The 24,792-nt window shown below is 62.7% G+C and carries 19 protein-coding genes; 13 read left to right on the top strand and 6 right to left on the bottom strand.

Annotated elements, in window-relative coordinates; all coding sequences use genetic code 11:
- Nucleotides 1-99 precede the first annotated feature (99 nt).
- The 3 genes from pyrG to HFP57_RS04425 are packed head-to-tail and all read left to right on the top strand — an operon-like array spanning nucleotide 100 to nucleotide 3,598.
- Entirely contained in the window at nucleotides 100-1,737 is a 1,638-nt protein-coding gene (gene pyrG / locus HFP57_RS04435; protein WP_176868660.1) for a CTP synthase, read from the top strand.
- Nucleotides 1,738-1,788: 51 nt separating this feature from the next.
- The gene (locus tag HFP57_RS04430) at nucleotides 1,789-2,490 is read left to right on the top strand and encodes a Crp/Fnr family transcriptional regulator (RefSeq protein ID WP_246263361.1); all 702 of its coding nucleotides are present in this window, start codon (nucleotides 1,789-1,791) and stop codon (nucleotides 2,488-2,490) included.
- A gap of 28 nt (nucleotides 2,491-2,518) precedes the next feature.
- A complete protein-coding gene (locus HFP57_RS04425) occupies nucleotides 2,519-3,598 on the top strand; it encodes a DUF2855 family protein (protein WP_176868659.1) in 1,080 nt (359 codons plus the stop codon).
- Between the two features lie 6 nt (nucleotides 3,599-3,604).
- Here HFP57_RS04425 and HFP57_RS04420 read toward each other — a convergent pair whose 3' ends face one another.
- Entirely contained in the window at nucleotides 3,605-4,645 is a 1,041-nt protein-coding gene (locus HFP57_RS04420; RefSeq protein WP_176868658.1) for a glutathione S-transferase family protein, read from the bottom strand.
- A 12-nt stretch (nucleotides 4,646-4,657) separates the two neighbouring features.
- On the bottom strand, nucleotides 4,658-6,169 hold the full coding sequence (locus HFP57_RS04415; RefSeq protein WP_176868657.1) for an MFS transporter: 1,512 nt from the start codon (nucleotides 6,167-6,169) through the stop codon (nucleotides 4,658-4,660).
- Nucleotides 6,170-6,629: 460 nt separating this feature from the next.
- On the opposite strand from HFP57_RS04415, the gene proS reads away from it, so the two are divergent.
- The 6 genes from proS (at nucleotide 6,630) to HFP57_RS04385 (ending at nucleotide 15,614) form a co-directional block, all read left to right on the top strand.
- Nucleotides 6,630-7,949, top strand: coding sequence for a proline--tRNA ligase (gene proS / locus HFP57_RS04410; RefSeq protein WP_176868656.1), 1,320 nt, complete (start codon nucleotides 6,630-6,632; stop codon nucleotides 7,947-7,949).
- On the top strand, nucleotides 7,946-9,196 hold the full coding sequence (locus tag HFP57_RS04405) for a lipoprotein-releasing ABC transporter permease subunit (protein ID WP_176868655.1): 1,251 nt from the start codon (nucleotides 7,946-7,948) through the stop codon (nucleotides 9,194-9,196). Before proS ends, HFP57_RS04405 begins: the two co-directional genes overlap by 4 nt.
- Nucleotides 9,189-9,875: an ABC transporter ATP-binding protein gene (locus HFP57_RS04400; RefSeq protein WP_176868654.1), complete on the top strand. Its 687-nt coding sequence runs from the start codon at nucleotides 9,189-9,191 to the stop codon at nucleotides 9,873-9,875. The genes HFP57_RS04405 and HFP57_RS04400 overlap by 8 nt, the downstream gene beginning before the upstream one ends.
- The gene (locus HFP57_RS04395; RefSeq protein ID WP_176868653.1) at nucleotides 9,872-10,348 is read left to right on the top strand and encodes a glutathione peroxidase; all 477 of its coding nucleotides are present in this window, start codon (nucleotides 9,872-9,874) and stop codon (nucleotides 10,346-10,348) included. The genes HFP57_RS04400 and HFP57_RS04395 overlap by 4 nt, the downstream gene beginning before the upstream one ends.
- Nucleotides 10,349-10,416: 68 nt before the next feature.
- Nucleotides 10,417-13,926: a DNA polymerase III subunit alpha gene (dnaE, locus tag HFP57_RS04390; protein WP_176868652.1), complete on the top strand. Its 3,510-nt coding sequence runs from the start codon at nucleotides 10,417-10,419 to the stop codon at nucleotides 13,924-13,926.
- A gap of 89 nt (nucleotides 13,927-14,015) precedes the next feature.
- Nucleotides 14,016-15,614 (top strand): long-chain fatty acid--CoA ligase, encoded by a 1,599-nt coding sequence (locus HFP57_RS04385; protein ID WP_176871144.1) that lies wholly within the window; start codon nucleotides 14,016-14,018, stop codon nucleotides 15,612-15,614.
- Here the strand turns inward: HFP57_RS04385 and HFP57_RS04380 are convergent.
- Complete coding sequence (locus HFP57_RS04380; protein WP_176868651.1) at nucleotides 15,611-16,684, bottom strand: PA0069 family radical SAM protein; 1,074 nt, start codon at nucleotides 16,682-16,684, stop codon at nucleotides 15,611-15,613. The two genes, HFP57_RS04385 and HFP57_RS04380, sit on opposite strands and share 4 nt — an antisense overlap.
- A 68-nt stretch (nucleotides 16,685-16,752) precedes the next feature.
- Between HFP57_RS04380 and HFP57_RS04375 the strand changes: the two genes are divergently transcribed.
- Nucleotides 16,753-17,517: a hypothetical protein gene (locus HFP57_RS04375; RefSeq protein ID WP_176868650.1), complete on the top strand. Its 765-nt coding sequence runs from the start codon at nucleotides 16,753-16,755 to the stop codon at nucleotides 17,515-17,517.
- Here the strand turns inward: HFP57_RS04375 and moaB are convergent.
- The 3 genes from moaB to HFP57_RS04360 are packed head-to-tail and all read right to left on the bottom strand — an operon-like array spanning nucleotide 17,504 to nucleotide 20,503.
- On the bottom strand, nucleotides 17,504-18,031 hold the full coding sequence (gene moaB / locus HFP57_RS04370) for a molybdenum cofactor biosynthesis protein B (protein ID WP_176868649.1): 528 nt from the start codon (nucleotides 18,029-18,031) through the stop codon (nucleotides 17,504-17,506). The two genes, HFP57_RS04375 and moaB, sit on opposite strands and share 14 nt — an antisense overlap.
- Complete coding sequence (locus HFP57_RS04365; protein ID WP_176868648.1) at nucleotides 18,021-19,781, bottom strand: lytic transglycosylase domain-containing protein; 1,761 nt, start codon at nucleotides 19,779-19,781, stop codon at nucleotides 18,021-18,023. The genes moaB and HFP57_RS04365 overlap by 11 nt, the downstream gene beginning before the upstream one ends.
- Nucleotides 19,778-20,503, bottom strand: a complete 726-nt coding sequence (locus HFP57_RS04360) for a uracil-DNA glycosylase family protein (RefSeq protein WP_176868647.1) — start codon at nucleotides 20,501-20,503, stop codon at nucleotides 19,778-19,780. The genes HFP57_RS04365 and HFP57_RS04360 overlap by 4 nt, the downstream gene beginning before the upstream one ends.
- Nucleotides 20,504-20,639: 136 nt before the next feature.
- Between HFP57_RS04360 and HFP57_RS04355 the strand changes: the two genes are divergently transcribed.
- From HFP57_RS04355 to HFP57_RS04345, 3 genes are read left to right on the top strand one after another with little or no spacing between them, the layout of a single operon-like run.
- Complete coding sequence (locus tag HFP57_RS04355; protein WP_176868646.1) at nucleotides 20,640-22,292, top strand: electron transfer flavoprotein-ubiquinone oxidoreductase; 1,653 nt, start codon at nucleotides 20,640-20,642, stop codon at nucleotides 22,290-22,292.
- Nucleotides 22,293-22,332: 40 nt separating this feature from the next.
- Nucleotides 22,333-23,931, top strand: a complete 1,599-nt coding sequence (locus tag HFP57_RS04350; RefSeq protein ID WP_176868645.1) for a tetratricopeptide repeat protein — start codon at nucleotides 22,333-22,335, stop codon at nucleotides 23,929-23,931.
- On the top strand, nucleotides 23,931-24,785 hold the full coding sequence (locus HFP57_RS04345; protein WP_176868644.1) for a 4-(cytidine 5'-diphospho)-2-C-methyl-D-erythritol kinase: 855 nt from the start codon (nucleotides 23,931-23,933) through the stop codon (nucleotides 24,783-24,785). The genes HFP57_RS04350 and HFP57_RS04345 overlap by 1 nt, the downstream gene beginning before the upstream one ends.
- Nucleotides 24,786-24,792: the final 7 nt, after the last annotated feature.

The raw sequence follows: 24,792 nt of genomic DNA, 5'->3' as shown, positions 1-24,792 counted from the left end.
CAAAGCGCTCGCTTACCCACCGCTTACTCACAAAAAATCGCGAAAGTCGGATTCGTCGTCTTGCGCTTTACCGCCAACCCTGCGTAAGCCTTTCCTCCCATGGCGCGGTTCATTTTTGTCACCGGCGGCGTGGTTTCCTCGCTCGGCAAGGGTCTCATGGCGGCAAGCCTCGCAGCGTTGCTGCAGGCGCGCGGCTACAAGGTTCGCATACGCAAGTTCGATCCCTATCTGAACGTCGATCCGGGAACCATGTCGCCCTATCAGCACGGCGAAGTCTATGTGACGGACGACGGCGCCGAGACGGATCTCGATCTCGGCCATTATGAACGCTTTACCGGCGTTTCGGCGCGTCAGTCCGACAATGTGACCTCGGGCCGCATCTATCAGACGATCATCACCAAGGAACGGCGCGGCGACTATCTGGGCGCCACCGTTCAGGTGATCCCCCACGTCACCGACGCAATCAAGGATTTCGCGAAGGCCGATCTCGGCGATCTCGATTTCGTGATTTGCGAGATTGGCGGCACTGTGGGCGATATAGAGAGCCTGCCGTTCATGGAGGCGATTCGGCAGCTCAGAAATGAACTCGGTCGTGGTCAGTCGGTGTCGATCCATACGACCCTCGTTCCGTTTATCGCGGCGGCCGGCGAACTGAAGACCAAGCCGACCCAGCACAGTGTGCGCGAACTGACTTCGCTGGGTATTCAGCCCGAAGTGCTGGTGTGTCGCTGCGAACAGCCGCTGCCGGACAGCGAGCGCGCGAAGATCGCTGCCTTTTGCAATGTCCGCAAAAGCGCGGTCATCCCGGCGCTCGATGCGCCGAGCATCTATGCTGTGCCGCTCACCTATCACGAGGCCGGGCTCGACGATGAGGTTTTGCGCGCCTTTGGCATCGAAGACGCGCCCGAGCCGGAACTCTCCAAATGGGTCGATATCAACGACCGGCTGCAGAATCCCGAAGGCGAGGTCACGATCGGCGTGGTCGGCAAATATGTCGGCCTGCAGGACGCCTATAAATCGCTCAACGAAGCGCTCGTCCATGGCGGGATCGCCAACCGCGTGAAGGTCAATATCCGCTGGATCGATGCCGAACTGTTCGAAGAGGAAGACAGCGATATCGCCGCCCAGCTCGAGCCGCTGCACGGAATCCTCGTGCCTGGCGCGTTCGGCGAACGCGGCGCCGAGGGCAAGATTTCCTCGGTCCGTTTCGCGCGGGAACGCAACGTGCCGTATTTCGGCATCTGTTTCGGCATGCAGATGGCTTGCATCGAAGGCGCGCGAAACCTCGCGGGCGTCGAAAGTGCCTCCTCGACCGAATTTGGCGACACGCCCGAGCCGGTCGTTGGCCTGATATCCGAATGGATGTCCGAAGAAGGGCTGCAAAAGCGTGAAGAAGGCGGCGATCTCGGCGGCACGATGCGGCTGGGTGCGTACGACGCAAAGCTCGATGGCAACAGTCACGTGTCGGCCATCTATGATGGCGCGGACTGTATCAGCGAACGCCATCGGCATCGCTATGAGGTCAATACGGCTTATGTCGAACCGCTCGAAAAGGGCGGGCTGATCTTCTCCGGCATGTCGCCCGACGGCGAACTGCCGGAAATCGTCGAACGTCCCGATCATGAATGGTTCGTCGGCGTCCAGTTCCACCCGGAGCTCAAGTCCCGTCCGTTCGACCCGCACCCGCTGTTCGCCAGCTTTATCGAGGCGGCGGTCAGACAGTCGCGTCTGGTCTAAAGCGCGGCAATACGGCATACCGGCCACACGCCTTTTCAAGGGGAGGGTTGAATGGCTGTCGAAAGCATGAACGCGCAAGACCTGCTCCGGATTTTGCCGGAAGGATCGCTGCTCGCTGCGTGCGATACCGACCAGCTCAATGACCTTCTTTCGCGATCGAAGGTCGAGTTCGCGCCGAAGCGGGAAACACTGATCCACCAAGGTGATCCTGGCGATTCGGCAATCATTCTCGTAACCGGCACCGCGCGGGTGAACATGGTGTCTGCCAATGGCCGGGAAATCGTGCTCGATTATCTCGAGCCGGGGACGGTGATCGGCGAGATTGCACTGCTTGACGGTGGCGAGCGGACCGCAACGGTGACGATGGTCGAGGACGGCAGCGTCATGCGGCTGTCGCGATCCGAATGCGAGGATTTCATCGCGAACAATCCGACTGTGGCGCTGCGGATGCTGCAGGAAATGGCGAGGCGGCTGCGCCAGATGAACCTGACGGTCGAAAGCGACAGGGCTTTTTCCGCCGGGCCCCGGCTTGCTCGTTATCTGCAGCGGCTGACCGATGAGGAAGCGGTGAGCCAGAAGCTGAAGATCGATGTCAGCCAGAGCGAACTCGGCAATTTCGTCGGAATCAGTCGCGAAAACATCAATCGCCAGCTGTCGGCCTGGGCCGATTCCGGACTGATCGAGCTGGATCAGGGGAAGATCCGGATTATTGATTGCAATGCGCTTTGGGAGATCGCAGCGCTCGGCGATTGAACCCCAGGATTCTAGAAAAGGATGATCGATGACCATTTCGACGGATTTTCTCGTCAGCAAGTCTGACCTCAATCAAACGCGGCTCGCCGAAACCGATCTTGGCGAGCTCGTCGAAGGGGAGATTCTGCTCGAGATCGAGAAATTCGCGCTGACGGCGAACAACATCACCTATGCAGTGGTCGGCGAACAGATGGCCTATTGGAATTTCTTCCCGACGGAAGGGGGCTGGGGCCGCATTCCGGTCTGGGGTTTCGCGACCGTCGCCGCGTCGCGCAACCCCGATATCGCAGAAGGCGAGCGCGTCTACGGCTATCTGCCGATGTCCTCGCATCTGGTCGTCCAGCCCGGCAAGGTCACCGACGGCGCCTTTCTCGACATGGCGGCCCATCGCCAGCCGATGAACCGGGTTTACAACAACTATCGCCGTCTCGCCGCCGATCCCGCGCATAACCCGGATCTCGAAGAATATCGGGCGCTGTTCGAGCCGTTGTTCATGACCTCTTTCCTCATCGAGGCATTCACGCGACGCCAGGACTATTTCGGCGCGAAGTCGCTCCTGATGACAAGTGCTTCCTCGAAAACCGGCATGGCGCTGGCACAGGTCGCCAAGGCGCGCAGCCCGGAGATCGAGAGGATCGGGCTGACCAGCGCGGGCAATGTCGAATTTGTCGAGGGTCTGGGTTTGTATGACCGGGTGGTCGCTTACGACGCCGTCGGCGATCTCGATGCGGCCACGCCGTCGGTCGTCGTGGATTTCGCTGGCAACGGCCAAACCCTTTCCGCGATCCACAATCATTTCGCCGGCAATCTCAAATATAGCTGTCTTGTCGGTGCAACCCATTGGGACGCCCGCGGCCTCGCGGACGATATCGCCGGCCCGGCGCCGATCCTGTTTTTCGCGCCCGATCATGTCGTGGCGATGACCGACGAATTGGGACCGGACGGCTTTGCGGCCGAAGTCGGCAAGGCCTGGGCCGGTTTTATCGGCGATGCGAAAGGCTGGGTCGATGTGATCCGCCGCGAGGGCGGGGACGCTGTCGGCGAGACTTATGCGACACTGCTTTCCGGCAAGGCCAGCCCGCGCGACGGCTTCATTCTGTCGCTCTAGCGCGCCCTAACCGAGCAGCGGTTCGCACCCGGTGCCGTCCAGCACAGCCTGGACCCGTGCCTTGTCGTCCGCCGACAGGCCGCCAAAGGCCTCGCGTATCCAGTGCAGGCACTTGGCCTGATAGGGGAAAGCCGGTTGCGACCAAGTGCGGCCGTCGATTTCGGTCTCGACATCCTCCTCACCGGCCATGACGGCCGCGGCGTTGGCCAGTAGGAACGGTGTGTAAACACGCCCGATTTCGGTCAGAAGCGGCTTGAGCGGCAGGATTGCAGCATCGGGATCCAGCCAATGGCCCGGTTCCGGTTCGAGTCCCGACAAATCCTCGAGGCGATCGATCCAAGCGCGGACACGCGGGTGATGCGTATTGACGAACGTACCCGAAGTGGGTTCGACGACCGCTAGCTGGGTGAGCTGGCCATAGATCGCAAAATCGGCCGAAGAGGGGCGGGCCCCGAGAACAAAACCCTGCTCTTCAATCAGCGTGTCCAAGATGTTCAACAGTCGTTGATAGCTGGCCTCGATCGTTTTGGCGGTCGTTTCGTTCGAGCCCACCACGTATAGCCGGTCGATCTGCCGACTGGAAAACATGTCCGCCATCTTGTCGGCCTCGTCCTTCGGCATCGTCGGATGCGACCAGTAGACGAGAAGCGGGGCTGCATTCTTGGCGTCCGCGGCATGCGCCCAGCGATAATGAAACATCGCCTTGGTCAGCCATTCATCGCCATAATCCTCGATCAGATGGTTGAGAAAGGCGAGCACCGGATCGGAGGGAATGGCCGAGCGGCCGTCAAATTCGGCCTCGAGCCGCCGGATGATCGGCGTGGAATCCACCATCGCCTCGATCTCGCCATCGACCCCGCGAAAATAGAAAGTCGGCAGCAATCTGACCTTCGGTTCGGGGTAGCCTTCCGGAGCGCCACGAACGCCACCCAAGTGCAGCGAATACGGAATACGCCGATAGCGCAGATAGGCGATCATCTTGCGCGTATAGGGCGATCCGGGAGCACCCATCAGTTCGATGCGGTCGGGGATCTCAGGGGCCGTCATCGGAAATATCCGTCAGTCTGCCGGGGCGCCGCGCCGTCTGGCGAGCTCGCGAAGATTGTCCTCATGTCCGCTCCGGTCGAGGCTGTAAAAGCTGATAAAGCCGATCATCGCCATCCAGAGCGCAAGGATCGTCGGAACATAGACGGCGCCGAGATACCACAGGGTGTCTTCGGGCACTTCGCCCTGCACCGCGCCCGTCGCGAGGCCGACCCCGGTGATGACGAAGCCCGCTACGACGATGCCAAGACCTTCGCCCCATTTGCGCATGAAGGTGGAGGCCGCGAAAAACAGGCCTTCGGACCGCCGCCCGGTTTTCACTTCGGCCTGCTCCACAAGGTCGGCGATCATCGAGGCGGCGAGGATCTGATAGCAGATGATCAGGCCGACATCGATCGTGTTGGCTACCAGGTAGAACCAGAAGATGAACGGCGATTCATTGCCTGGCAGCACACCGATCAGCCGCAGGAAAATCGGCATGGGCGCACCCAGAAAGGCGATGAGACCTATGATGATCGCGCCACGCTTCTTGCCGATTTTGCGGGTGACGATCGGCGCCAGTGTCGAACCGATGATAGCCGAAAGAAATACGCCCAATGTGATCATGCCGAGCTGCTCGGGACTGAAACCCCAGAAATAGGTACCGAAGTAGAATACGAGGCCGGCGGCGAGGCCACTTGCCGTGAAGGCGAGAAGCGCAGCAATGAAAAGCGCGAGAAAGGACCGGCTCGACAGCGTTTCGAAAATCTCGCGAAATATGCGACCGAGCGTCAATTCGCGTTTTGGCGGCGGGGCTTGGAGATGGGGAATTCGGGAATGGGTGCCGATGGCGGATATCATGATGGCCGTGAAGATGACGCCCGCCGCGATCATGCCGTAGAGCGAATAGGCCTCGGGATTGAACTGGCCGTTGGGTATCGCGAGTGTGGCGAAGGCCGGAAAGATCATCGCGAAGTTGATGACCGTCATCGCATTGCCGCCGGTCCAGCCGAAATAGTAACGGAATCCGAGCAGCGAACTGCGCTCGTCATAATCCTGTGTGAGTTCAGGTGTGAGCGCCGTATTGGGCGTTTCAAAGAAGGTGATGAAAGTCCGGATGATGATCGCGAGGACCACGATGTACCAGAACAAAGCGTTTTCGCTCCAACCTGTCGGCGGGTTCCAGATAAAGTAATAGCTGACCGATATGGGAACCGCGGCGATGTACATGAAGGGATGACGTCGGCCCCATCGGGACCGGAAATTGTCCGACCAGTAACCGACGATCGGGTCGCTGAACGCGTCGGAAATGAGCGCGATCAATATCGCCAGGCTGACCAGCCTCGCATCGACGCCGATGACCTGTGCGTAGAACAAGAGCAGGAAATATTTGAGCCCGCCGTCCTTGACGCCATAGGCGACCGACCCGAAACCATAAGCGAGTTTCGTTGCGGTCGATAGTTTCTGGGGTGCGCCGCCCGCTGCCGGGGCCGATTGCAGCAGTTCGCGTTCCTGGGCCAGCTGGCCCGAGGCGGGCGGTTCCTTCATACAGACTACCTCTCGGGCGGCTTTTCTTTTTGTTATGAAGCGAATGATCGCGCGTGGCAAATCGTCCCGCACTGACGCATGATCGTGCGATCACCAATCGGATAGTGCCGCTTTTGCATGAGGAAAAAACGAAAGTGCCCGGACCGTGAGGCCCGGGCACAAACGTGACGAACACCTGTTCGCCCCCTTTTTTGTCGGCTCCCGGTTCGCGCACATCCCTTCCCCTCGAGGTGTGCAGCGGGGAACCTCCCTGAACCACGGCCGTTCGGCGCGTGACGTAAGACAGATTGCTAAGCCATCCGATCGGCGCTTGTCATGGGGGTAGAGGGATTCAGGCAACAATAAGTTTGCGCCTGTGACGTCAGCGCAACAGCCGCGCAACCGCCATGACGCTTGCGGCGAACCTGTGGCCCGCCTAGAGACTCGGCTCACCAACGGCCCATTTCCGGACCCCTTAACCATGCGTCTTTCCCGCTATTTTCTGCCCGTCACCAAAGAAACCCCCACCGATGCGGAGATTGTCAGCCACAAGCTGATGCTGCGCGCCGGTCTCGTCCGCCAGACGTCTTCCGGCATCTATGCCTGGCTGCCGCTCGGCCATCGCGTGTTGAAGAAGATCGAACAGATCGTGCGTGAGGAGCAGGATCGCGTCGGAGCGGTCGAGATGCTGATGCCCACCATCCAGTCGGCCGATTACTGGCGCGATACCGGCCGCTATGACGCATACGGGCCCGAGATGCTGCGGATCGAGGATCGCCAGGGACGCGACCTGCTTTACGGGCCGACCAATGAGGACATGCTGACCGCGATCATGAAGGGCGGCATGAACAGCTATCGCGATCTGCCGCGCATTCTCTATCATATCCAATGGAAGTTCCGCGACGAGATCCGTCCGCGTTTCGGTGTGATGCGCGGCCGCGAATTCCTGATGAAGGATGCCTATAGCTTCGATCTCGACGAGGCGGGCGCGCGCAACAGCTATAACAAGATGTTCATCGCCTATCTGCGGACCTTCGCGCGGATGGGCCTGCGGGCAATTCCGATGCAGGCCGATACCGGGCCGATCGGCGGCGATCTCAGCCATGAATTCATCATTCTCGCGCCTTCTGGCGAGAGCGAGGTGTTCTTCCACAAGAACTGGGAGGAGCTGCGTTCGGCCGATCAGTTCGAGGTCGATGCCCGCGATACCGAGGCGCTGCAGGCATTCGTCGATTCGATGACAGCCGACTATGCCGCGACCGACGAGAAGCGCGACGAGGCGCGGGAAGCGGAGATGGGCGATGATCTGCTTCGCTCCCGCGGTATCGAGGTCGGACATATCTTCTACTTCGGCGACAAATATTCGGCGCCGCTCGATTTCAAGGTGCCCGGACGGGACGGCGAGATGGTGACGCCGGTCGGCGGCAGTTACGGGATAGGCGTCTCGCGGCTTGTCGGCGCGATCATCGAGGCGAGCCATGACGATGACGGCATTATCTGGCCGGAACCGGTCGCTCCGTACAAAGTCGGTCTGATCAACATGCGCGCCGATGACGATGCCTGTGCGTCGGTTGCGGACGACCTGTACGCTAAGCTTCAGGCGGCGGGCGTAGAGGTTCTGTATGACGACCGCGACGAACGCGGCGGCGCCAAATTCGCGACCATGGATCTGATCGGGCTGCCCTGGCAGCTGGTCGTCGGGCCGCGCGGGCTGAAGAACGGGGTGGTCGAGTTAAAGCGCCGTTCAACCGGAGAGCGCGAAGAGGTGAGTCCCGAAACCGCCCTGGAGAAACTTGCATGATCCTGTCCCGCCATGAGCGGATGATCGCGAAACGCTATCTGCTGCCCGGTAAGGGAGAGCGTTTCATCTTCGTCGTCGCTTCGATCAGTTTCGTCGCGGTGATGCTCGGCGTGATGGCGCTGGTCGTCGTGATGAGCGTGATGAACGGTTTTCGCGCGGACCTGTTCGACAAGATCGTCGGGCTGAACGGCCATGCGGTGATGCAGGGCTATAGCGGGCGTTTGCCCGACTGGCGTGAGATTCTCGAGGAATCGCGAGATATCGAGGGCGTCGTTTCGGCCACGCCGCTGATCGAGCAACCGCTGATGGCGAGCTATGACGGCCGGGTCGAAGGCGTGCTCGCCCGCGGCATGCGGGTCGAGGATATTCGTATCAACGAGACGATCAATTCGAATATCGTCGCCGGCGACATGGCGCTGCTGACCCCCGGGAGCAACCGAGTGGCGATCGGCTCGCGGCTGGCGACAGCGCTGGGCGCGGTCACCGGCGGGCAGATCAGTCTGATCTCGCCCCAGGGCCGGACGACTCCGTTCGGAACCGTGCCGCGCATCGTTTCCTATGACGTCGCGGCGATCTTCGAGGTCGGTGTCTATGATTTCGACAAGGCGTTCGTCCTGATGCCGATGGAGGATGCCCAGACCTTGCTCCTGCTCGATGATGCGGTCGGCATGATCGAATTCGATACCACCGATCCGGAGAATGTCGGCGAGATCCTGGAGCCTATTGCGGTCAACTACGCGGGGCAGGGCGTGCTGACCGACTGGCGTGAGATGAACAGCCAGTTGTTCGATGCCTTGGCAGTTGAACGCGTTGTCATGTTCTGGGTACTTTCACTGATCATCCTCGTCGCCGTTTTTAACATTCTCTCCTCGCTCATCATGCTTGTCCGGGCCAAGAAACGCGACATCGCGATCCTGCGGACAATGGGCGCGACCCGGCGCTCGATGATGAAGATCTTTCTCACGATCGGGATGACGACGAGCACGCTCGGAACGCTGGCCGGGCTCGGCCTCGGCTTCCTGCTGCTTCACTTCCGGCAGAATGTCGTCAATTTCGTGCAGACAGTGACGGGACAGAATCTCTGGGACCCGTCAGTGCGTTTTATCACCGAGCTTCCGGCACGCACCGATCCGTTCGAGATCTTGGCGATCGTTGGCCTCGCGCTGGGTTCGGCCTTTGTCTTCACGCTATATCCCGCATTCAAGGCCGCGAGCACCGATCCGGTGCAGGTGCTGCGTTATGAATGAGGCGGTTCTCGAAGTCCGCAATCTCGCGCGCAGCTTCCAGCAGGGCGGGGTGACGATCGAAGTGCTGAGGGGCGTCGATATCCGCATCGGCAAGGGCGAGATTGTCGCGCTTCTCGGTCCGTCGGGTTCGGGCAAGTCGACGATGCTGCAGGCGGTCGGGCTGCTCGAGGGCGGTTTCAGCGGATCGATATCCATCGACGGCGAGCAGGCGGCTAACCTGGAAAATGACGCGCGAACCAGGCTCCGGCGCGACCATCTGGGCTTTGTCTACCAGTTTCATCATCTCCTGCCCGATTTCTCGGCCAAGGAGAATGTGATCATCCCCCAGCTGATCCGCGGCGCGATGCCGGACGAGGCGGAAGCGCGGGCGGCATCTTTGCTCGACCGGCTCGGGCTTGGCCATCGTCTCGATCATCGCCCTTCGCAGCTTTCGGGCGGCGAGCAACAGCGTGTGGCCGTCGGCCGCGCCTTGGCGAACCGGCCCTCGCTGGTACTCGCGGACGAGCCGACCGGCAATCTCGACGAAGCCACCGCCGATATCGTGCTGGCCGAGTTTCTTGCGCTCGTGCGCGAGGAGGGCAGCGCAGCGCTGATTGCGACGCATAACGAGCGGCTCGCGAAAAAGACCGATCAGGTGTATCGTCTGCATGAGGGCCACCTTGAAAGGAGCGCCGCATGAGCGTGTTCGATTTTGCCGTAAGACTGCCGGACGGTGCGGAGCAGGCGTTGGCCGACTACGCCGGCAAGACCGTGCTGATCGTCAACGTGGCGTCGAAATGCGGATTTACGCCGCAATATGCGGGGCTCGAAGAACTGTATCGGAAATACAAGGATCGCGGGTTCGAGATTCTGGCTTTCCCCTGCAACCAGTTCGGCGCGCAGGAACCGGGCGATGCCGAAGAGATCGCCAACTTCTGCAACTTGACCTACGATGTCACCTTTCCGCTTTTCGCCAAGATCGATGTGAACGGCGCCGATGCCGATCCGCTCTTCAAACATCTGCGGGCGCAGAAACGCGGGCTGGTGGGCGACAGGATTAAGTGGAACTTCACCAAATTTCTCGTCGATCCCAACGGCAATGTCGTGCAGCGCTATGCGCCGACCACCAAGCCCTATCAGATCGAGAAGGATATCGTCGCGCTGCTCGGCTAGCGTCACTATCCACACGCCTGCGCGACAATCCGCTTTGACGAATCGAAACGTCTCCCCATAACCGGGCCATGCAATCCGTGCCCTTCGTCCCTTTGCGAATATTCTCAGCCTACACGATGCTTGAGGGTGCGATCCAGCCTAAGGAAATCGCCGCGCGCGCCCGCGAACTCGGCTTCCCGGCTGCGGCGCTGGTCGATCGCAACGGCCTCTATGCCGCAATGCCATTTTGCAGCGCTGCCTTCGACAAGGGTGTCCAACCCATTATCGGCACCTTGCTTGCCGTTTCCCGGCCGGGCCGTGCGGAGGGCGAGGACCCCATCATCGACTGGCTGCCGCTGCTCGCCCAAGACGAGACGGGCTATGAAAATCTCTGCGCACTGGTTTCCGAAGCGCATCTCGATCGGCCGCTCGAGGACGCGCCGCATGTACCGTTCGAGACCTTGGAGGGAAGGACGGACGGGCTGATCGCGCTGACCGGGGGCGGAGAGGGCGCGCTTGCCCGCCTCTTCGAAGGCGAGCAGACCGAGGCAGCGCTGGCCTATGCCGACCGGCTGATCGCCCTGTTTCCGGCGCGGCTCTATGTCGAGATCAGCCGGCGCGGCGATCCGGTCGAGGAGGCGAGCGAGGCAGCGTTGCTCGATCTCGCCTATGCGCGCGACCTGCCGCTCGTTGCGACCAATCCCGCCTTCTTTCAGCGCGAGGATTTCCACGCCGCGCATGACGCAATGCTGTGCATAGCCGACAGCAATTATGTCGAAAGTGACGACCGGCGGCATAGCCCCGAAGAGGGCTGGCTCGTTTCCTACGAGGCGATGGAGGCGCGGTTCTCGGACCTCCCGGAAGCGCTGGCCAACACGCTCGTAATCGCCGAGCGCTGCGCTTTTGCTGCGCCGACACGCGACCCCATCCTACCCAGCGTTGCGGGCGATCTCGAGGGCGAATCTTCTCAGTTGCGCGAGGATGCCCGGGCCGGGCTCGAAGTGCGACTGGTTGCGATCCATGGCGACAATCTCACCGATGAAATCCGCAAGCCTTATCTGGAGCGGCTCGAATATGAGCTCGACATCATCATCGAGATGGGCTTTCCCGGCTACTTCCTGATCGTTGCCGATTTCATCAAATGGGCGAAAGGCGAGGGGATACCGGTCGGCCCCGGCCGTGGTTCGGGCGCGGGTTCGGTCGTCGCCTGGGCGCTGACGATCACCGATCTCGATCCATTGCAGCTCGGTCTGCTGTTCGAACGCTTCCTCAATCCCGAACGTGTGTCGATGCCCGATTTCGATATCGACTTCTGCGAAACGCGGCGTGGCGAAGTCATTCGCTATGTCCAACAGAAATACGGCCGCGATCAGGTTGCCCAGATCATCACCTTCGGAACGATGAAGTCGCGCGCCGTGCTGCGCGATGTCGGCCGCGTGCTGCAAATGCCCTATGGCCAGGTCGACCGGCTGACCAAGATGGTGCCCAACCATCCGACTGATCCGTGGAGCCTCGAGCGTGCGCTCAACGGTGTGGCGGAGTTTGAGGCTGAATATAAAACCGATGCTGACGTCAAGAAGCTGATCGATCTCGCGATGAAGCTCGAAGGCCTGCCGCGGCACAGCTCGACCCATGCGGCCGGCGTGGTGATCGGAGACCGGCGGCTCGACAAGCTCGTCCCGCTGTATCGCGATCCGCGGTCGGACATTCCGGTCACCCAGTTCGACATGAAGAATGTCGAAAATGCCGGCCTCGTCAAATTCGACTTTCTGGGTCTCAAAACGCTTTCGGTCCTTAAGAAGGCCGTTCAGCTGCTGACGCAGCGCGGGATCGGTGTCGATCTCGACCGGCTCGGCTGGGACGACGAACAGGTCTATGAATTGCTGCAGAGCGGCGACACGGTCGGCGTGTTCCAGCTGGAATCGGAAGGCATGCGGCGTACGCTGGCGGCCGTGAAGCCGACCTGTTTCGAGGATATCATCGCGCTCGTCTCGCTCTACCGGCCGGGCCCGATGGACAATATCCCGATGTTCGGCGCGCGGAAGAACGGCGCTGAGAGAATCGAATATCCGCATCCCCAGCTCGAACCGATCCTCAAGGAAACCTACGGCATCTTCGTCTACCAGGAACAGGTGATGGAAGCGGCCAAGGTGCTCGCCGGCTATTCGCTCGGCGATGCCGATCTGCTGCGTCGCGCGATGGGCAAGAAGATCCAGGCGGAAATGGATGCCCAGCGCGATCGGTTCGTATCGGGGTGCGCGCGCAACGATATCACCTCGGGCAAAGCGAACGAACTGTTCGACTTGATCGCTAAATTCGCCGGCTATGGTTTCAACAAGAGCCATGCCGCCGCCTATGCGCTGATCGCCTATCAGACCGCGTGGCTCAAAACCCATTATTCGCACGAATTCTACGCGGCTTCGATGTGCTACGACATGGGCAATACGGACAAGCTCGGTGTCTTTCTCGAAGATATGCGCCGCGCCGACATCGCCTGCCTGCCGCCCTGTGTGAATGCCAGCGAGGCGGTATTCTCGGTCGAGGAACGGGGCGACGGGCACGCAGTCCGATATGCGCTTGCCGCGCTTAAAGGTGTCGGCCAAAAGGCGATGGAGCAGCTGGTCGCCGAGCGCGAAGCCGAGGGGGCGTTTGCGAGCCTCGACGATTTCGCCGCCCGCGTCGACCCGCATCTTCTGAACAAGCGACAGCTCGAAAGCCTGGCAGGCGCGGGAGCGTTCGATGATCTCGAACAGAACCGCCCGGCGGTGTTCGCTGCGGCGGAAACCATCCTCGCGATCGCGTCGAGCGCGGCTGATGCGCGGGAGACGGGGCAGGGCGGCCTGTTCGCCGACGGCGGCGAAGCGGATATCGCGCATATTCGGCTGTCTGAGGCCATCCAATGGCCGCTCGCCGAACGCATGGCGCAGGAAAAGGAAGCGTTCGGTTTCTATTTTTCCGGCCATCCGGTCGACAATTACAAGCATCTGACAGACGCGTTCGGGGCGCAAAGCTATGGAGCGCTGTCCACCATGCCGGCGCCCGCCGAGGGCGGACGGATCGCTGCCGTTATGGCCGGGATGGTGGAGAATGTCCGCAAGCGCACGTCGCGGCGGGGCAACCCGTTCGTCACCGCGACCCTGTCCGACAGTTCGGGGCAGTTCTTCGCCAGCGCGTTCGACGAAGGGCCGCGGCTCGAGCTGGAAGACGCGGCGAAGACCGGCAGTTGCGGCCTGCTCCATGTCGAACTCGACTGGCAACCCGGCGAGGACCTGCCGCGCGTGACGGTGCGCCAGTTCCAGCCGCTCGAGACGTTGTCGAACAGCAAGCGGATGATGATGACGGTGTCGCTCGCCGAGCCGGCGGTTCTGGAACAGCTTGCCGAGCAGCTCGGCGTAAATGGCGAAGGACGCGGAACCGTGATATTCGAGGCGGCCCTGCCGGAAGGCGGTTCGGCGCGCGTCGTGCTCGGCCGCAATTTCGTCCTCGACGCTGAGCGGGCCGAGACGATCCGCCAGCTTCCCGGCGTGATCGAGGCACGGCTCTCGGTTGACAATGGCTCGGTCGACGAGCGGCGGCCAAAGCTCGCCCTCGTTTCCTGATTTTCTGCGCTTGCACGGCCATTAGGTACTGGACGACCGCCCACTTGCGGTTAAGGTAAGCAAAAAATCAGACAGCCGAGAGGATGACCATGCTTGGAGGAATGCAGGACGCGCCGCTGCGCATCAGTAACATCATCGACCATGCCGCGCGCGAGCACGGCGCGCGCGAAATCGTTACGCGCTGGGCTGATGGGAGCACGACGCGCTCGAACTGGGCGGGAATTGCCGGGGACGCCCGCAAATTTTCCCAGGCGCTCGAAAAGCTCGGCATGAAGAAGGGCGACAGGATCGCGACATTCGCGATGAACCATGGCCACCATCTCGCCGCCTGGTACGGGATCAGCGGGATGGGCGGCGTCGTCCACACGATCAATCCGCGGCTTTTCGAGGAACAGCTCGTCTATATCATGAACCATGCCGAGGACCGGGTCCTCCTGTTCGATAAGGCGTTCGAGCCGATCATCGCCGGCCTGAAAGACCAGCTCAAAACGGTCGAGCATTACATTTTGTTCGACGGCGAGGGCGACTATCCCACATTCCGCGAACTGACCGATGCCGAGGATGGCAATTTTGATTGGGTCGAGGGCGACGAGCGGGAGCCATGCGGTCTCTGTTATACGAGCGGCACGACCGGCAATCCCAAGGGCGTGCTTTACGAGCACCGGTCGAACGTCATCCATGCGATCACCGAGGGTCAGCCCGATGCCATGAACCTCTCGCAGAGCTCGGTGATGCTGCCGATCGTTCCGATGTTCCATGCCAATGCCTGGGGCCTTCCGTTCGCCTGCGCCGTGACGGGCTCGAAAATGGTGTTCTCGGCCGTCAACGACGGCGAGGTTTTGCACAATCTGGTGCTCGACGAAGGCGTTACCCATTCAGCGGGTGTGCCGACCGTCTGGCTCGCCATGTTCCAGCATATGGACGCGAACACGGTCGATTACGGCAAGCTGGAAATGGTCGTAATTGGCGGATCGGCCGCGCCGCGCGCGATGATCGAACGGCTCATGAAGGCCGGCGTCTACGTCCTCCACGCCTGGGGCATGACCGAAACCTCCCCGATCGGTACGATCGGGATGCGGCCGCCCAACTGGGACGATCTGAGCTTCGACCAGAAGGTCGACATCATCTGCAAGCAAGGCCGCACGCCGTTCGGCATCGAGATTCGCGTCGTCGACGATGACGGCAACGAATTGCCCCGCGACGGCGAGAGTTCGGGCAGCCTGCATGTTCGCGGGCCCTGGGTGCTAGACCAATATTTCCAGGACGAAAGCGGCAAGTGCGTCGGCGACGACAACTGGTTCGATACCGGCGATGTCGCGGTTATCCACCCCGACGGCACGATGCAGATCACCGACCGTGCCAAGGACGTCATCAAGTCCGGTGGCGAGTGGATCAGCTCGATCGAACTCGAAAATGCCGCGGTCGGCTGTCCGGGCGTGGCGGAAGCGGCGGCGGTCGGCGTCTATCATCCGAAATGGGACGAACGGCCACTGCTGCTGATCGTCAAGAAGGACGGCGCGGATCTCAGCGGCGAGGATGTCGTCGACTATCTTAAGGACAAGGTCGCCAAATGGTGGCTTCCGGACGAGGTGAAGTTCGTCGGCGAACTGCCGCACACCGCGACCGGCAAAATCCTGAAACGCGCGCTGCGCGACGAATATAAGGACTACCGGCTCGAAACGGCCTAGAACAGCTCGCCCTGTGGCCCGGCGGGCGGGCGGAACAGGTCGGAGCGCAGCGCGATCCGTTCCTGGTTGAGACCGTGTTTGCGGCAGGCCTTGGCGAAGCGCGTCCGGATGAGCTCGGCCCAGGGACCATATCCGCGCATCCGGGTAAAGAAGTTCGGATCATTGTCGCGCCCGTTCCGGATCGACCGGACGATGCTCATTACCTTCCCGGCGCGATCGGGATAATATTCGTCGAGCCAGGCGCGAAACAGCGGCGCGATCTCGTGCGGCAGGCGCAGCGGGATGAAGAAGGCGGCCCTCGCGCCGGCTTCGGCTGCCGCCTCGACGAGACGCTCGATCTCGTGATCGGTGATTGCCGGGACGACCGGAGACATGGACGCATAGGTCGGGATACCGGCCTCGCTGAGCGCCGTGATCGCCGCCAGTCTTTTCCTGGCGGACGGGGCCCGGGGTTCCAGCGTGCGGTGCACCTTCGGATCGAGCGATGTCACGGAAATCGCGACCGCCGCCAGCCCGTCTTTTGCCATGTCGGCCAGCAGGTCGATATCGCGCACGACCCGATCGGACTTGGTCGTGACCGTCAACGGATGCCGGGTCTCGGCAAGGATCGCGATGCAATCCCGCGTGATCCGGTATCGTTGCTCGATCGGCTGATAGGGATCGGTATTGGTACCCATGGCGATCGGCGAAGCGCGATAGCCGGGCTTGGACAGCGCCGCCCGTAGCAGCTCGGGCGCTTCGGGCTTGGCGAAGAGTTTCGTCTCGAAGTCGAGCCCCGGGGAGAGATCGTGAAAGGCATGGGTCGGACGGGCGAAGCAGTAGATGCAGCCATGTTCGCAGCCGCGATAGGCGTTGATCGAGCGGTCGAACGGAACATCGGGGGAGCGGTTGCGCGACAATATGGTCTTGGGGCGCTCGATCGTGACCTGCGTCCGGACCGGAGCCGGTGCCCCGTCGATCGTCTCGCGCGCGTCGAGCCAGTCGCCGTCCACTTCCCGCCCGGGCAGCTTGAACCGGCCGGACGGCGTATTGATCGTCGCGCCGCGGCCTTTGGTTTTCGACGAGAACATGACAGGAACAACTTGCCATATGCGGGTGCACTGCGCAATGGTCGTCCGCGAAAAAAGGGAGAGGCGCGATGAGGAAAAGGATTGGCCCGGCATTGCTGACGCCGGTGATCGCACTGGCCGGTTGCACGTCGCAACCTGCGGCGGAGCCCGAGCCGGAGGATAGTGTCAGCGCGACGCTCGAGGCATCGCAAGGCGATTCTGCGGAGTTAACGTTTGACGCAGAGGCAGCGGAAGGCGCGACGCTCGTCCGGTCGGAGGGCGGCGCCGACAGTTTCGATCCCGATTGCCGGATCACCGAAACCGGCATGGCCGGGATCGAGAACCCGGCAACGCTGGGCGACTTCGTCGAAGCCTTCCCGGCCGGCACGACGCTGAGCTTCGAGCCTGTTTATATGGTGGATTTCGGTTCGCTATGTACGCGGTCCGATGGAGAGGATGCCCTGTGCGCGATTTTCGAAAGCTATGACGTGGAAGCCTATCGCCCTGATATCGAAGTCATCGCGATGGGCGTTTATGCGGATCGGTGTCGTACCGCCGAGGGGGTCGGTCCGGGCTCCAGCATTGCCGACGCAGTGGACGCTTATGGCGAAGCGCGTTTCGGGTTCAGCTATGAGAATGAGGCCCGCGAATATGTGTCCTTCGCCGAAGCGCCGGACGCTTACAGCTTCCGCGCTGAATCCGAGACGGCCGATGCAATGGAAGGCGCCGATAACCGCCCGTCAGGGTCCCATGGCGGCAATTATGCGGGTATCGAAGGCGACAGCTATTTCGAGACGAATGTAGCGCATCCCGATGCGCGGCTCTGGGAAATCTGGATCTCTACGCCTCTGTAAGGCGCGGCATCAGCTCGACGAAATTGCAGGGCCGGTAGCGGCTGTCGAGCTGGGTCGCGAGAATGCCGTCCCAACCGTCCTTCACCGCGCCGTTCGAGCCCGGGAGCGCAAATATATATGTGCCCCGCGTGACGCAGCCGCAGGCCCGCGACTGGATCGTCGAAGTCCCGATCTTTTCATAGCTGAGGGTCCGGAATAGCTCCCCAAATCCCGGTATCGGCTTGTCCTGCACGCGCTTGAGTGCTTCGGGCGTGATGTCGCGGCCGGTGAGACCGGTTCCGCCCGTTGTGATCACGCAATCGACCTCGGGGTCGTCGATCCAGGCGTGCAGCCTGGAGACGATATCGTCCAATTCGTCGCGCACGATCTGGCGCGCGGCGAGCTCATGCCCGGCATCGGTCAATCTTTGCTCGAGAATGTCGCCCGAGCTGTCCTGTTCCAGATTACGGGTGTCCGAAACCGTCAGGAGGGCGATCCTGACCGGCTTGAACTCGGCGCTTTCGTCAATCGGCAACGCGCGTGCCTCCCTGGCCCGAAAGCCGAACCGCGACCGCGCCGGGCGTGCCCGGAAAACGGGGCCACATGCCTTGGGCCAGTGCGCCGAGACTGCTCGTCTCTTCACCCGAATTGCGCTGGTACATCCAGTAGTTGCGGAGGATGATCGGCACATAACCGCGGGTTTCGTAAAAGGGGATGCTCTCGATATAGAGCAGGGGATCGCCGCGGTCGCGCAGCCGGCCTTCCCAGCTCACCACGGCGCCGGGGCCGGCATTGTAGGAAGCGATGACCTTGGGCAGCAGGCCCTGGGTGCCCGGAAAATCGCGCATCTGTTCCATATAGTGTTGGCCGTATTCGATATTGACCTCGGGCACGTTGAGCCGCGCGGCATTAACGGTTTCGCCGCGCTGGCGAGCGATATCGCGAGCCGTTCCCGGCATCAGCTGCAACAGGCCGCGGGCGCCGGCATGGCTGACGACTTCGGGCCGGAAATTCGATTCCTGCAGCGCATGGGCATATACGAGCGAGCGATCGACCCGCCAGCCGCCGACCGGCTCGTATCCAGGTGCGGGAAACCGGTCGCGCGCCGAGGGATGATGGGCGACCGGCGCATTGCGCGCGATCCACAATTCGGCATTCGGTAGGCTCAATCGATTGGCGAGGTCGAGCCATGCATCATGATGGTGCGGGTTACCGATCGTCGCGCCATGCCGGACATATTGATCGGCCAGATCGCGTTCGCCGATCTCGACCAGCGCCATGGCGCGCCGGGCATTCGCCTCGGTCGCCACTGAATCCCAACCGGGCGAGAGTATGTCGCTATGGGCCGGCGCTTCGGCAATGCCGAGCGTCTGCGCGGCCAGCAGGCCATAGAAAGTCTCGTCCATTTGCGCCGCCGTTCGCAGCAGACTCTGGACGTTTTCCGGACGGCCGCGGGCCATTTCGGCGCGGGCGGCCCAGTAAAGACCGGCCGTCCGTTTTTCGGCGTCCGATGCGCGGCGTCCGACCGAAGCGAAAGCATCGGCCGCCGCGTCGAAATCGCCTGCGCGCCAGGAAGCAAGTCCATCCACCCAATCGGCGTGGACGGCCCAGTCGCCGGTGCCCGTGCGGGCCTGTCTTGCGAGCCGTTGTGCATTGCGATCGTCGCCCGTCAGATAATAGGACCAGGCCACCCGCTGGCGCACTTCGGTCAGCCCCGCCGGCGACAGATCGCCGCCATGTTCGTTGAGCAGATTTTCCGCCTCGCGCGGGCTGTCGTCGACGATCAATGGCCGGATTTGCCGGACGAGTGCGCGGGCGGCGCTATCGTCGCGGACGGGGCGGGCGACGCCGCGGCGGGACGGGCCGGGCAGGCGGCGCAGGGTCTGTGCTTCCGGAAGGCGTGGAACGCGATCCAGGCCGCGGCGTTCGGCGAGCCGGGCGATCCGCGATGCGTCAGGAAGGTCCGGCGCATCGTTGAGCAACGACCGGAGCGGCACGAGTTCGACGCGCGGCGATCCCGCGGCCAGGTAGAGTTCGGCACGGGCGACGGGATGCAATATCCCGCGCGGCGCCCGGGCGAGGCGGCCTTCGGCGCTTTCCCAGTTGCGGTTCCGGATATCGGCGAAGATTGCGCGATAGGCTTCGCGCTCGCTGCGATCGAGCACCGAATCCAGATCCGCGTACGACGCGTCGACATCGGGCGAAGGGATGCTGGCGCTGTCGGCCAAGGCCGGGCTGCCGGCGGAGACGATCAGGGCGGTAGCGACCAGAAGCTTCGGTTTCACGCAGTCATTCCTTCGATCATCATCTGCAGGTCCTTCCAGCTTTGCGCCTTGAGGCGCGGCTGCCGGAGCAGGAACCGCGGATGGAAAGTTGCCGTTACCGACACAGTGCCGCCATCATGGTTAAAAATGTGTTTCTTTCCGCGGCTTTCATTGAGGCTGGCCCCGCAAAAAACACGGCTCGGCGTGTCGCCCATGAGCAGCAGACGGTCGGGCCGGGCGAGAGCTACATGATGCCGGGCGGCGCGGGCCAGGATATCGAAACCATTGTCGTCGATCGTGCCGCCAGCGACACGCATCGGTGCAAGCGGCGCGATATAGGCCGAGGCGCGATCCCGTCCGATGGCCGCGAGCATGCGATCGAACAGCCGGCCGGTGTCGCCGGAAAGCAGCTGGCCGCCCTGCCGATCGTCCTTTTCCGGCATGTCGACCAGAATCATCAGCCCGCTTGCTGGATCGCCGATGGCGTCCAGGCTGTCGGCGGCCGGTGCGCCCAATGCCTCGGTCGATAATAGCCATGCGCGAAAAGCGGCGAGATCGGCGGGCATTTGTAGTGGTTTGGCCGGCATATCGGCGGTCTTTGGGCTTTTTCCCGCTTTGGGATCCTTTTCCGGCGGTTTGGCGTCTTCGAGCCAGCTGCGCGGTTCGTCGCCGACGATCACGTCGACACCGGCTTCCCGCCACCAGCCGATCGTGTGTTCGATATCGTTGTTGATCGTCCGCACCCCCGCTTTGCTTGGTTTTCCATAGAGTCGAAGGTTGACGGCGTGGTCAATCGCCGGGCAGTGACTATCTGATAGATTGGTTGCTGGCCGCGACGATATGAGCGAAACGCGGTCCGCTGAAGGAGAAAGCGCGAACATGTCCGAACGGGAATCCATGCCCTATGACGTCGTGATTGTCGGTGCCGGCCCCGCGGGGCTTGCCGCAGCGATCCGGCTCAAACAGCTCGCCGAGGAGACGGGGAAGGAGATTTCGGTCTGTATCCTCGAAAAAGGTAGCGAAGTTGGCGCGCATATCCTGTCCGGCGCGGTGGTCGATCCGAAGGCGCTGGACGAACTTTTCCCGGATTGGCGCGATTTCGACGATAATCCGCTGACGGTTCCGGTCACCGAAAACCATCACTGGATCCTCTCGGCGACGAAAAAGCGGGAATTCCCGCACTTCATGATGCCAACTTTCATGAACAACAAGGGAACATACACGGTCAGCCTGGGCAATTTCTGCCGCTGGCTCGCCAGCCGCGCGGAAGCCATGGGGATCGAGATTTTCCCCGGCTTCGCCGCCGCCGAAATCCTCTACAACGAGGACGGTTCGGTCAAAGGCGTCGCGACCGGCGATATGGGCATCGCGCGCAACGGCGAGAAAAAGCCCGACTACATGCCGGGCATGGAACTCCACGCCAAATACACCTTCTTCGCCGAAGGCGTGCGCGGACATCTCTCCAAAATGCTGATCAAGCAGTTCGCACTCGATGCGAACTCCGAGCCGCAAGTCTATGGACTGGGTATCAAAGAGCTGTGGGATATCGAGCCCGACAAACATGTGCCGGGCCGCGTGATCCACACCCAGGGCTGGCCGCTGGACGAGGCCAATGGCGGCGGTTTCCTCTATCATCAGGAGAACGGGCAGGTCGCGCTCGGTTTCGTCACCTGGCTCAACTATTCCAATCCCTGGCTTTCGCCGTTCGAGGAGATGCAGCGCTGGAAACAACATCCGGCGATCCGCGAGATCCTCGAAGGCGGCAAGCGCGTGTCCTACGGCGCGCGCGCGATCAACGACGGCGGCTGGCAGTCGGTGCCCAAGCTCGCTTTCCCGGGCGGCGCACTGATCGGCTGTTCGGCGGGTTTCGTGAACGTCCCGCGGATCAAGGGTAGCCACACCGCGATGAAGACCGGCATGATGGCCGCCGAAGCCGCGTTCGAGGCGGTCCAGGCGGAGCGCGCGGGCGACGAACTGACCGCCTATGAGCAGGCCTATGAGCAGAGCTGGGTCTACAAGGAGCTGCGCAAGGTCCGCAACACGCTGCCGCTGGTCGAGAAATACGGGAATTTCATGGGTACGATCCTGTCGGGCATGACCATGTGGGCCGAGCATCTCGGCATCCGCATGCCGTTCACCATGGGTCATCACCCCGACAATGAAAGCCTGTGGCGCGCCGACCAGGTCAAGAAGATCGACTATCCGAAGCCCGACGGCGTGATCAGCTTCGATCGCCTGTCTTCGGTCTTCCTCTCCAACACCAATCACGAGGAAGACCAGCCGGTCCACCTGACGCTCAAGGATCCGGACGTGCCGGTCGAGCACAACCTGCCGCTCTATGCCGGGCCCTCGCAGCGCTATTGCCCGGCGGGCGTGTACGAGTTCGTCGAGGACGAAAACGGAAATCCCAAGTTCCAGATCAATGCGCAAAACTGCGTTCACTGCAAAACCTGCGACATCAAGGACCCGACCCAGAATATCAACTGGGTCGTTCCCGAAGGCGGCGGAGGACCGAATTATCCCAATATGTAGGCGTTTCATCGGCCGTACGGCACTCGTTCTCGCCTCGGCGATGGCCCTTTCGGGTGCGGCGCAGGCGAGCAATCCGCTCGCCGATTATGCCCGTGCCCGGGTGGCGGACGCTTCGGGGCAGATCGGGCTTGCGGCCCGCGGTTATGCCTCGGCGCTGTCCGATGCGCCGTTCGACGAAACGCTGGCGGCCCGCGCCTATCGCCGGGCCGTTGCGGCCGGAGATCGCGGACTGGCGCTGCGCGCGGCGCAATCGCTGCGCAGCGCTTCCGCGCTGCCGCCCGACGGCGAATTCCTGTTCCTTATCGAGGCGCTCGAGGACGGCGACTGGGCCGAGGCGCGGCGCGTCGTCGACCGGATCGAGGAGCAGGGGCTGTTCGCCTCGCTCGCGACCGTGATGCGGGCCTGGATCGCGTACGGCGCGGGCGATGCCGATCCGCTCGAAATATTGGCGTCGGGCGAGCAGGACGCCATCGCGGCAAACTATGCGCGCGAGCATCGGGCGCTGCTGCTGCTCGCAATGCGCCATTACGACGAAGGGGTCGCCGAAACGCTTGCGCTGAGCGAGCTCGGCCCGCCCCGTTTCCTGCGGCTGCGTCTTGCGGCCGCGGCGCGGCTTGTCCAGGCGCGCAAGCGCGAAGAAGCGCTGGCCCTTCTGCCGGGCGACAGCCGCGCGGAAAGCGCGGCCCGCGATAATATCGAGCGCCGGCGGTCGATCCCCGGCGCCGTCGACAGCGCGTCGGATGGTATTGCGGAAATGTTCGTCCGGCTCGCCACCGAGATCAACCGGCAGAACGCGTCTTCGCTCGCGCTGACGATCAGCCGTTTCGCGACCTTCCTTGCGCCCGACAATTCGGTCGGCTGGTTCGTGACCAGCGGTATCCTGAACCAGGCCCAGCAGGAGGATGCGGCGCTTGCCGCGCTCGACGGGGTCGGATCGCGCGACCCTTTCTACGCCGACGTGCAGGACATGCGGGTCCAGCTGCTCGCCGAAACCGACGAGCCCGAGGCGGCGCTTGAACTGGCGCGCGGCCGTGCCGAATCGCGCGATGCGACGGCGGCAGACTGGCAACGCTATGGCGAGCGCTATGCGGCGCTCGAACAGTATGACGAGGCCGCGGAATCCTATGGACGCGCGGTGACTCTGGCGGGCGACGACGAGGCGCCGTGGAGTGCCTGGCTGCTCTATGGCGGCGCGCTGCTCGATGCCGGACGCTGGGGGGAATCCCGGCCGGCGCTGGAACAGGCGGTCGCACTTGCCCCCGACCAGGCCGTGGCGCTCAATTATCTCGGCTATGCGCTGCTCGAGCGGCGCGAGGATCTCGACTATGCCGAGGAGCTGATCCGGCGGGCGAGCGAGCTTAGCCCCGACAGTCCCTCGATCACCGATTCCCTCGGCTGGGTCTATTATGTCCGCGGCGATTTCGATCGGGCGATCCCGATACTCGAACGCGCGTCCGTCGGCGAGCCGGCCGAACCGACGATCAACGAGCATCTGGGCGATGCCTATTGGAGCGCGGGCCGGCGGCGCGACGCACGCTTCGCCTGGCAGGCGGCACTGGTGTCGGCCGAAGACGAGGCCGCCGAGCGGATCCGCCGGAAGCTTGACATAGGCCTCACCGCCGAGACCGCCTCGCCCTGATGGCGGACCGCCCGCGGGCATTGCGCGAAACCGCCCATGCCAAGATCAACCTTGCGCTGCACGTCCGCGAACGCCTGCCCGACGGCTATCACCGGATCGAAACCCTGTTTGCCTTTTGCGAGGACGGCGACGTGCTGGAAGCCGAGCCTGCCGACGGTCTCGGCCTGACCATCGACGGGCCGTTTGCCGACGGTCTCTCGGCCGGCGACGGCAATCTGGTGATACAGGCCGCCGAACGGCTGCGCGCCGAACGGGCGCCGGAGGCTGGCGCTCGCATCCGGTTGACGAAGAATCTGCCGATCGCCTCGGGAATCGGTGGCGGATCGGCCGACGCGGCCGCGACACTGCGTCTGCTCACAAGGCTTTGGGACCTGCCGGCGGACGATCCCTCGCTTGCGGCAATTGCAGCGAGGCTCGGCGCGGATGTGCCCGCGTGCCTGCTTTCGCGGACCTGCCGGGGCGACGGGAAGGGCGACGACCTGGTGCCGGTCGAGCTCGCCGATACCGCCGGAAGCGCGGTCCTTCTCGTCAATCCGGGCGTCGCCGTGCCGACCGGCCCGGTCTTCGCAGGCTGGGACGGGCAGGACCGGGGCGGGCTCTCGCTTGACGATCCGCCGCGCCTCGATTCCGCGTGGCGCAACGATCTCGCGGCACCCGCCCGCGCCGCTTACCCGGCGATCGGCGATGTGCTGACCGCGCTTGAGGCCCGGTCGGCCGCGCGCTTCGTCCGCATGTCGGGTTCGGGGGCCACCTGTTTCGCGCTGTTCGACGGTGATGCCGATCGCGATGCGGCGGCAGAGACGATCGCCCGCGGCCATCCGGGCTGGTGGATGCTGCGATCACGGCTGCTGTAACGGCGTA

The sequence above is a fragment of the Parasphingopyxis algicola genome (genome assembly GCF_013378075.1).
GTDB classification, from domain to species: domain Bacteria; phylum Pseudomonadota; class Alphaproteobacteria; order Sphingomonadales; family Sphingomonadaceae; genus Parasphingopyxis; species Parasphingopyxis algicola.
Note: the sequence above shows the minus strand (reverse complement) of the source record. Positions and strands in the feature narration are given on the sequence as shown.

What these genes read in the sequence shown, in the direction of transcription:
- HFP57_RS04375 (WP_176868650.1), top strand. Translation starts at nt 16,753, where the DNA reads ATGAGGAAAAGGATTGGCCCGGCATTGCTGACGCCGGTGATCGCACTG.
- HFP57_RS04405 (WP_176868655.1), top strand. Translation starts at nt 7,946, where the DNA reads ATGATCCTGTCCCGCCATGAGCGGATGATCGCGAAACGCTATCTGCTG.
- HFP57_RS04380 (WP_176868651.1), bottom strand. Translation starts at nt 16,684, where the DNA reads ATGTTCTCGTCGAAAACCAAAGGCCGCGGCGCGACGATCAATACGCCG.
- dnaE (WP_176868652.1), top strand. Translation starts at nt 10,417, where the DNA reads ATGCAATCCGTGCCCTTCGTCCCTTTGCGAATATTCTCAGCCTACACG.
- HFP57_RS04345 (WP_176868644.1), top strand. Translation starts at nt 23,931, where the DNA reads ATGGCGGACCGCCCGCGGGCATTGCGCGAAACCGCCCATGCCAAGATC.
- HFP57_RS04425 (WP_176868659.1), top strand. Translation starts at nt 2,519, where the DNA reads ATGACCATTTCGACGGATTTTCTCGTCAGCAAGTCTGACCTCAATCAA.
- HFP57_RS04350 (WP_176868645.1), top strand. Translation starts at nt 22,333, where the DNA reads ATGGCCCTTTCGGGTGCGGCGCAGGCGAGCAATCCGCTCGCCGATTAT.
- HFP57_RS04430 (WP_246263361.1), top strand. Translation starts at nt 1,789, where the DNA reads ATGGCTGTCGAAAGCATGAACGCGCAAGACCTGCTCCGGATTTTGCCG.
- HFP57_RS04415 (WP_176868657.1), bottom strand. Translation starts at nt 6,169, where the DNA reads ATGAAGGAACCGCCCGCCTCGGGCCAGCTGGCCCAGGAACGCGAACTG.
- HFP57_RS04385 (WP_176871144.1), top strand. Translation starts at nt 14,016, where the DNA reads ATGCTTGGAGGAATGCAGGACGCGCCGCTGCGCATCAGTAACATCATC.
- HFP57_RS04420 (WP_176868658.1), bottom strand. Translation starts at nt 4,645, where the DNA reads ATGACGGCCCCTGAGATCCCCGACCGCATCGAACTGATGGGTGCTCCC.
- HFP57_RS04355 (WP_176868646.1), top strand. Translation starts at nt 20,640, where the DNA reads ATGTCCGAACGGGAATCCATGCCCTATGACGTCGTGATTGTCGGTGCC.
- proS (WP_176868656.1), top strand. Translation starts at nt 6,630, where the DNA reads ATGCGTCTTTCCCGCTATTTTCTGCCCGTCACCAAAGAAACCCCCACC.
- pyrG (WP_176868660.1), top strand. Translation starts at nt 100, where the DNA reads ATGGCGCGGTTCATTTTTGTCACCGGCGGCGTGGTTTCCTCGCTCGGC.
- HFP57_RS04395 (WP_176868653.1), top strand. Translation starts at nt 9,872, where the DNA reads ATGAGCGTGTTCGATTTTGCCGTAAGACTGCCGGACGGTGCGGAGCAG.
- HFP57_RS04400 (WP_176868654.1), top strand. Translation starts at nt 9,189, where the DNA reads ATGAATGAGGCGGTTCTCGAAGTCCGCAATCTCGCGCGCAGCTTCCAG.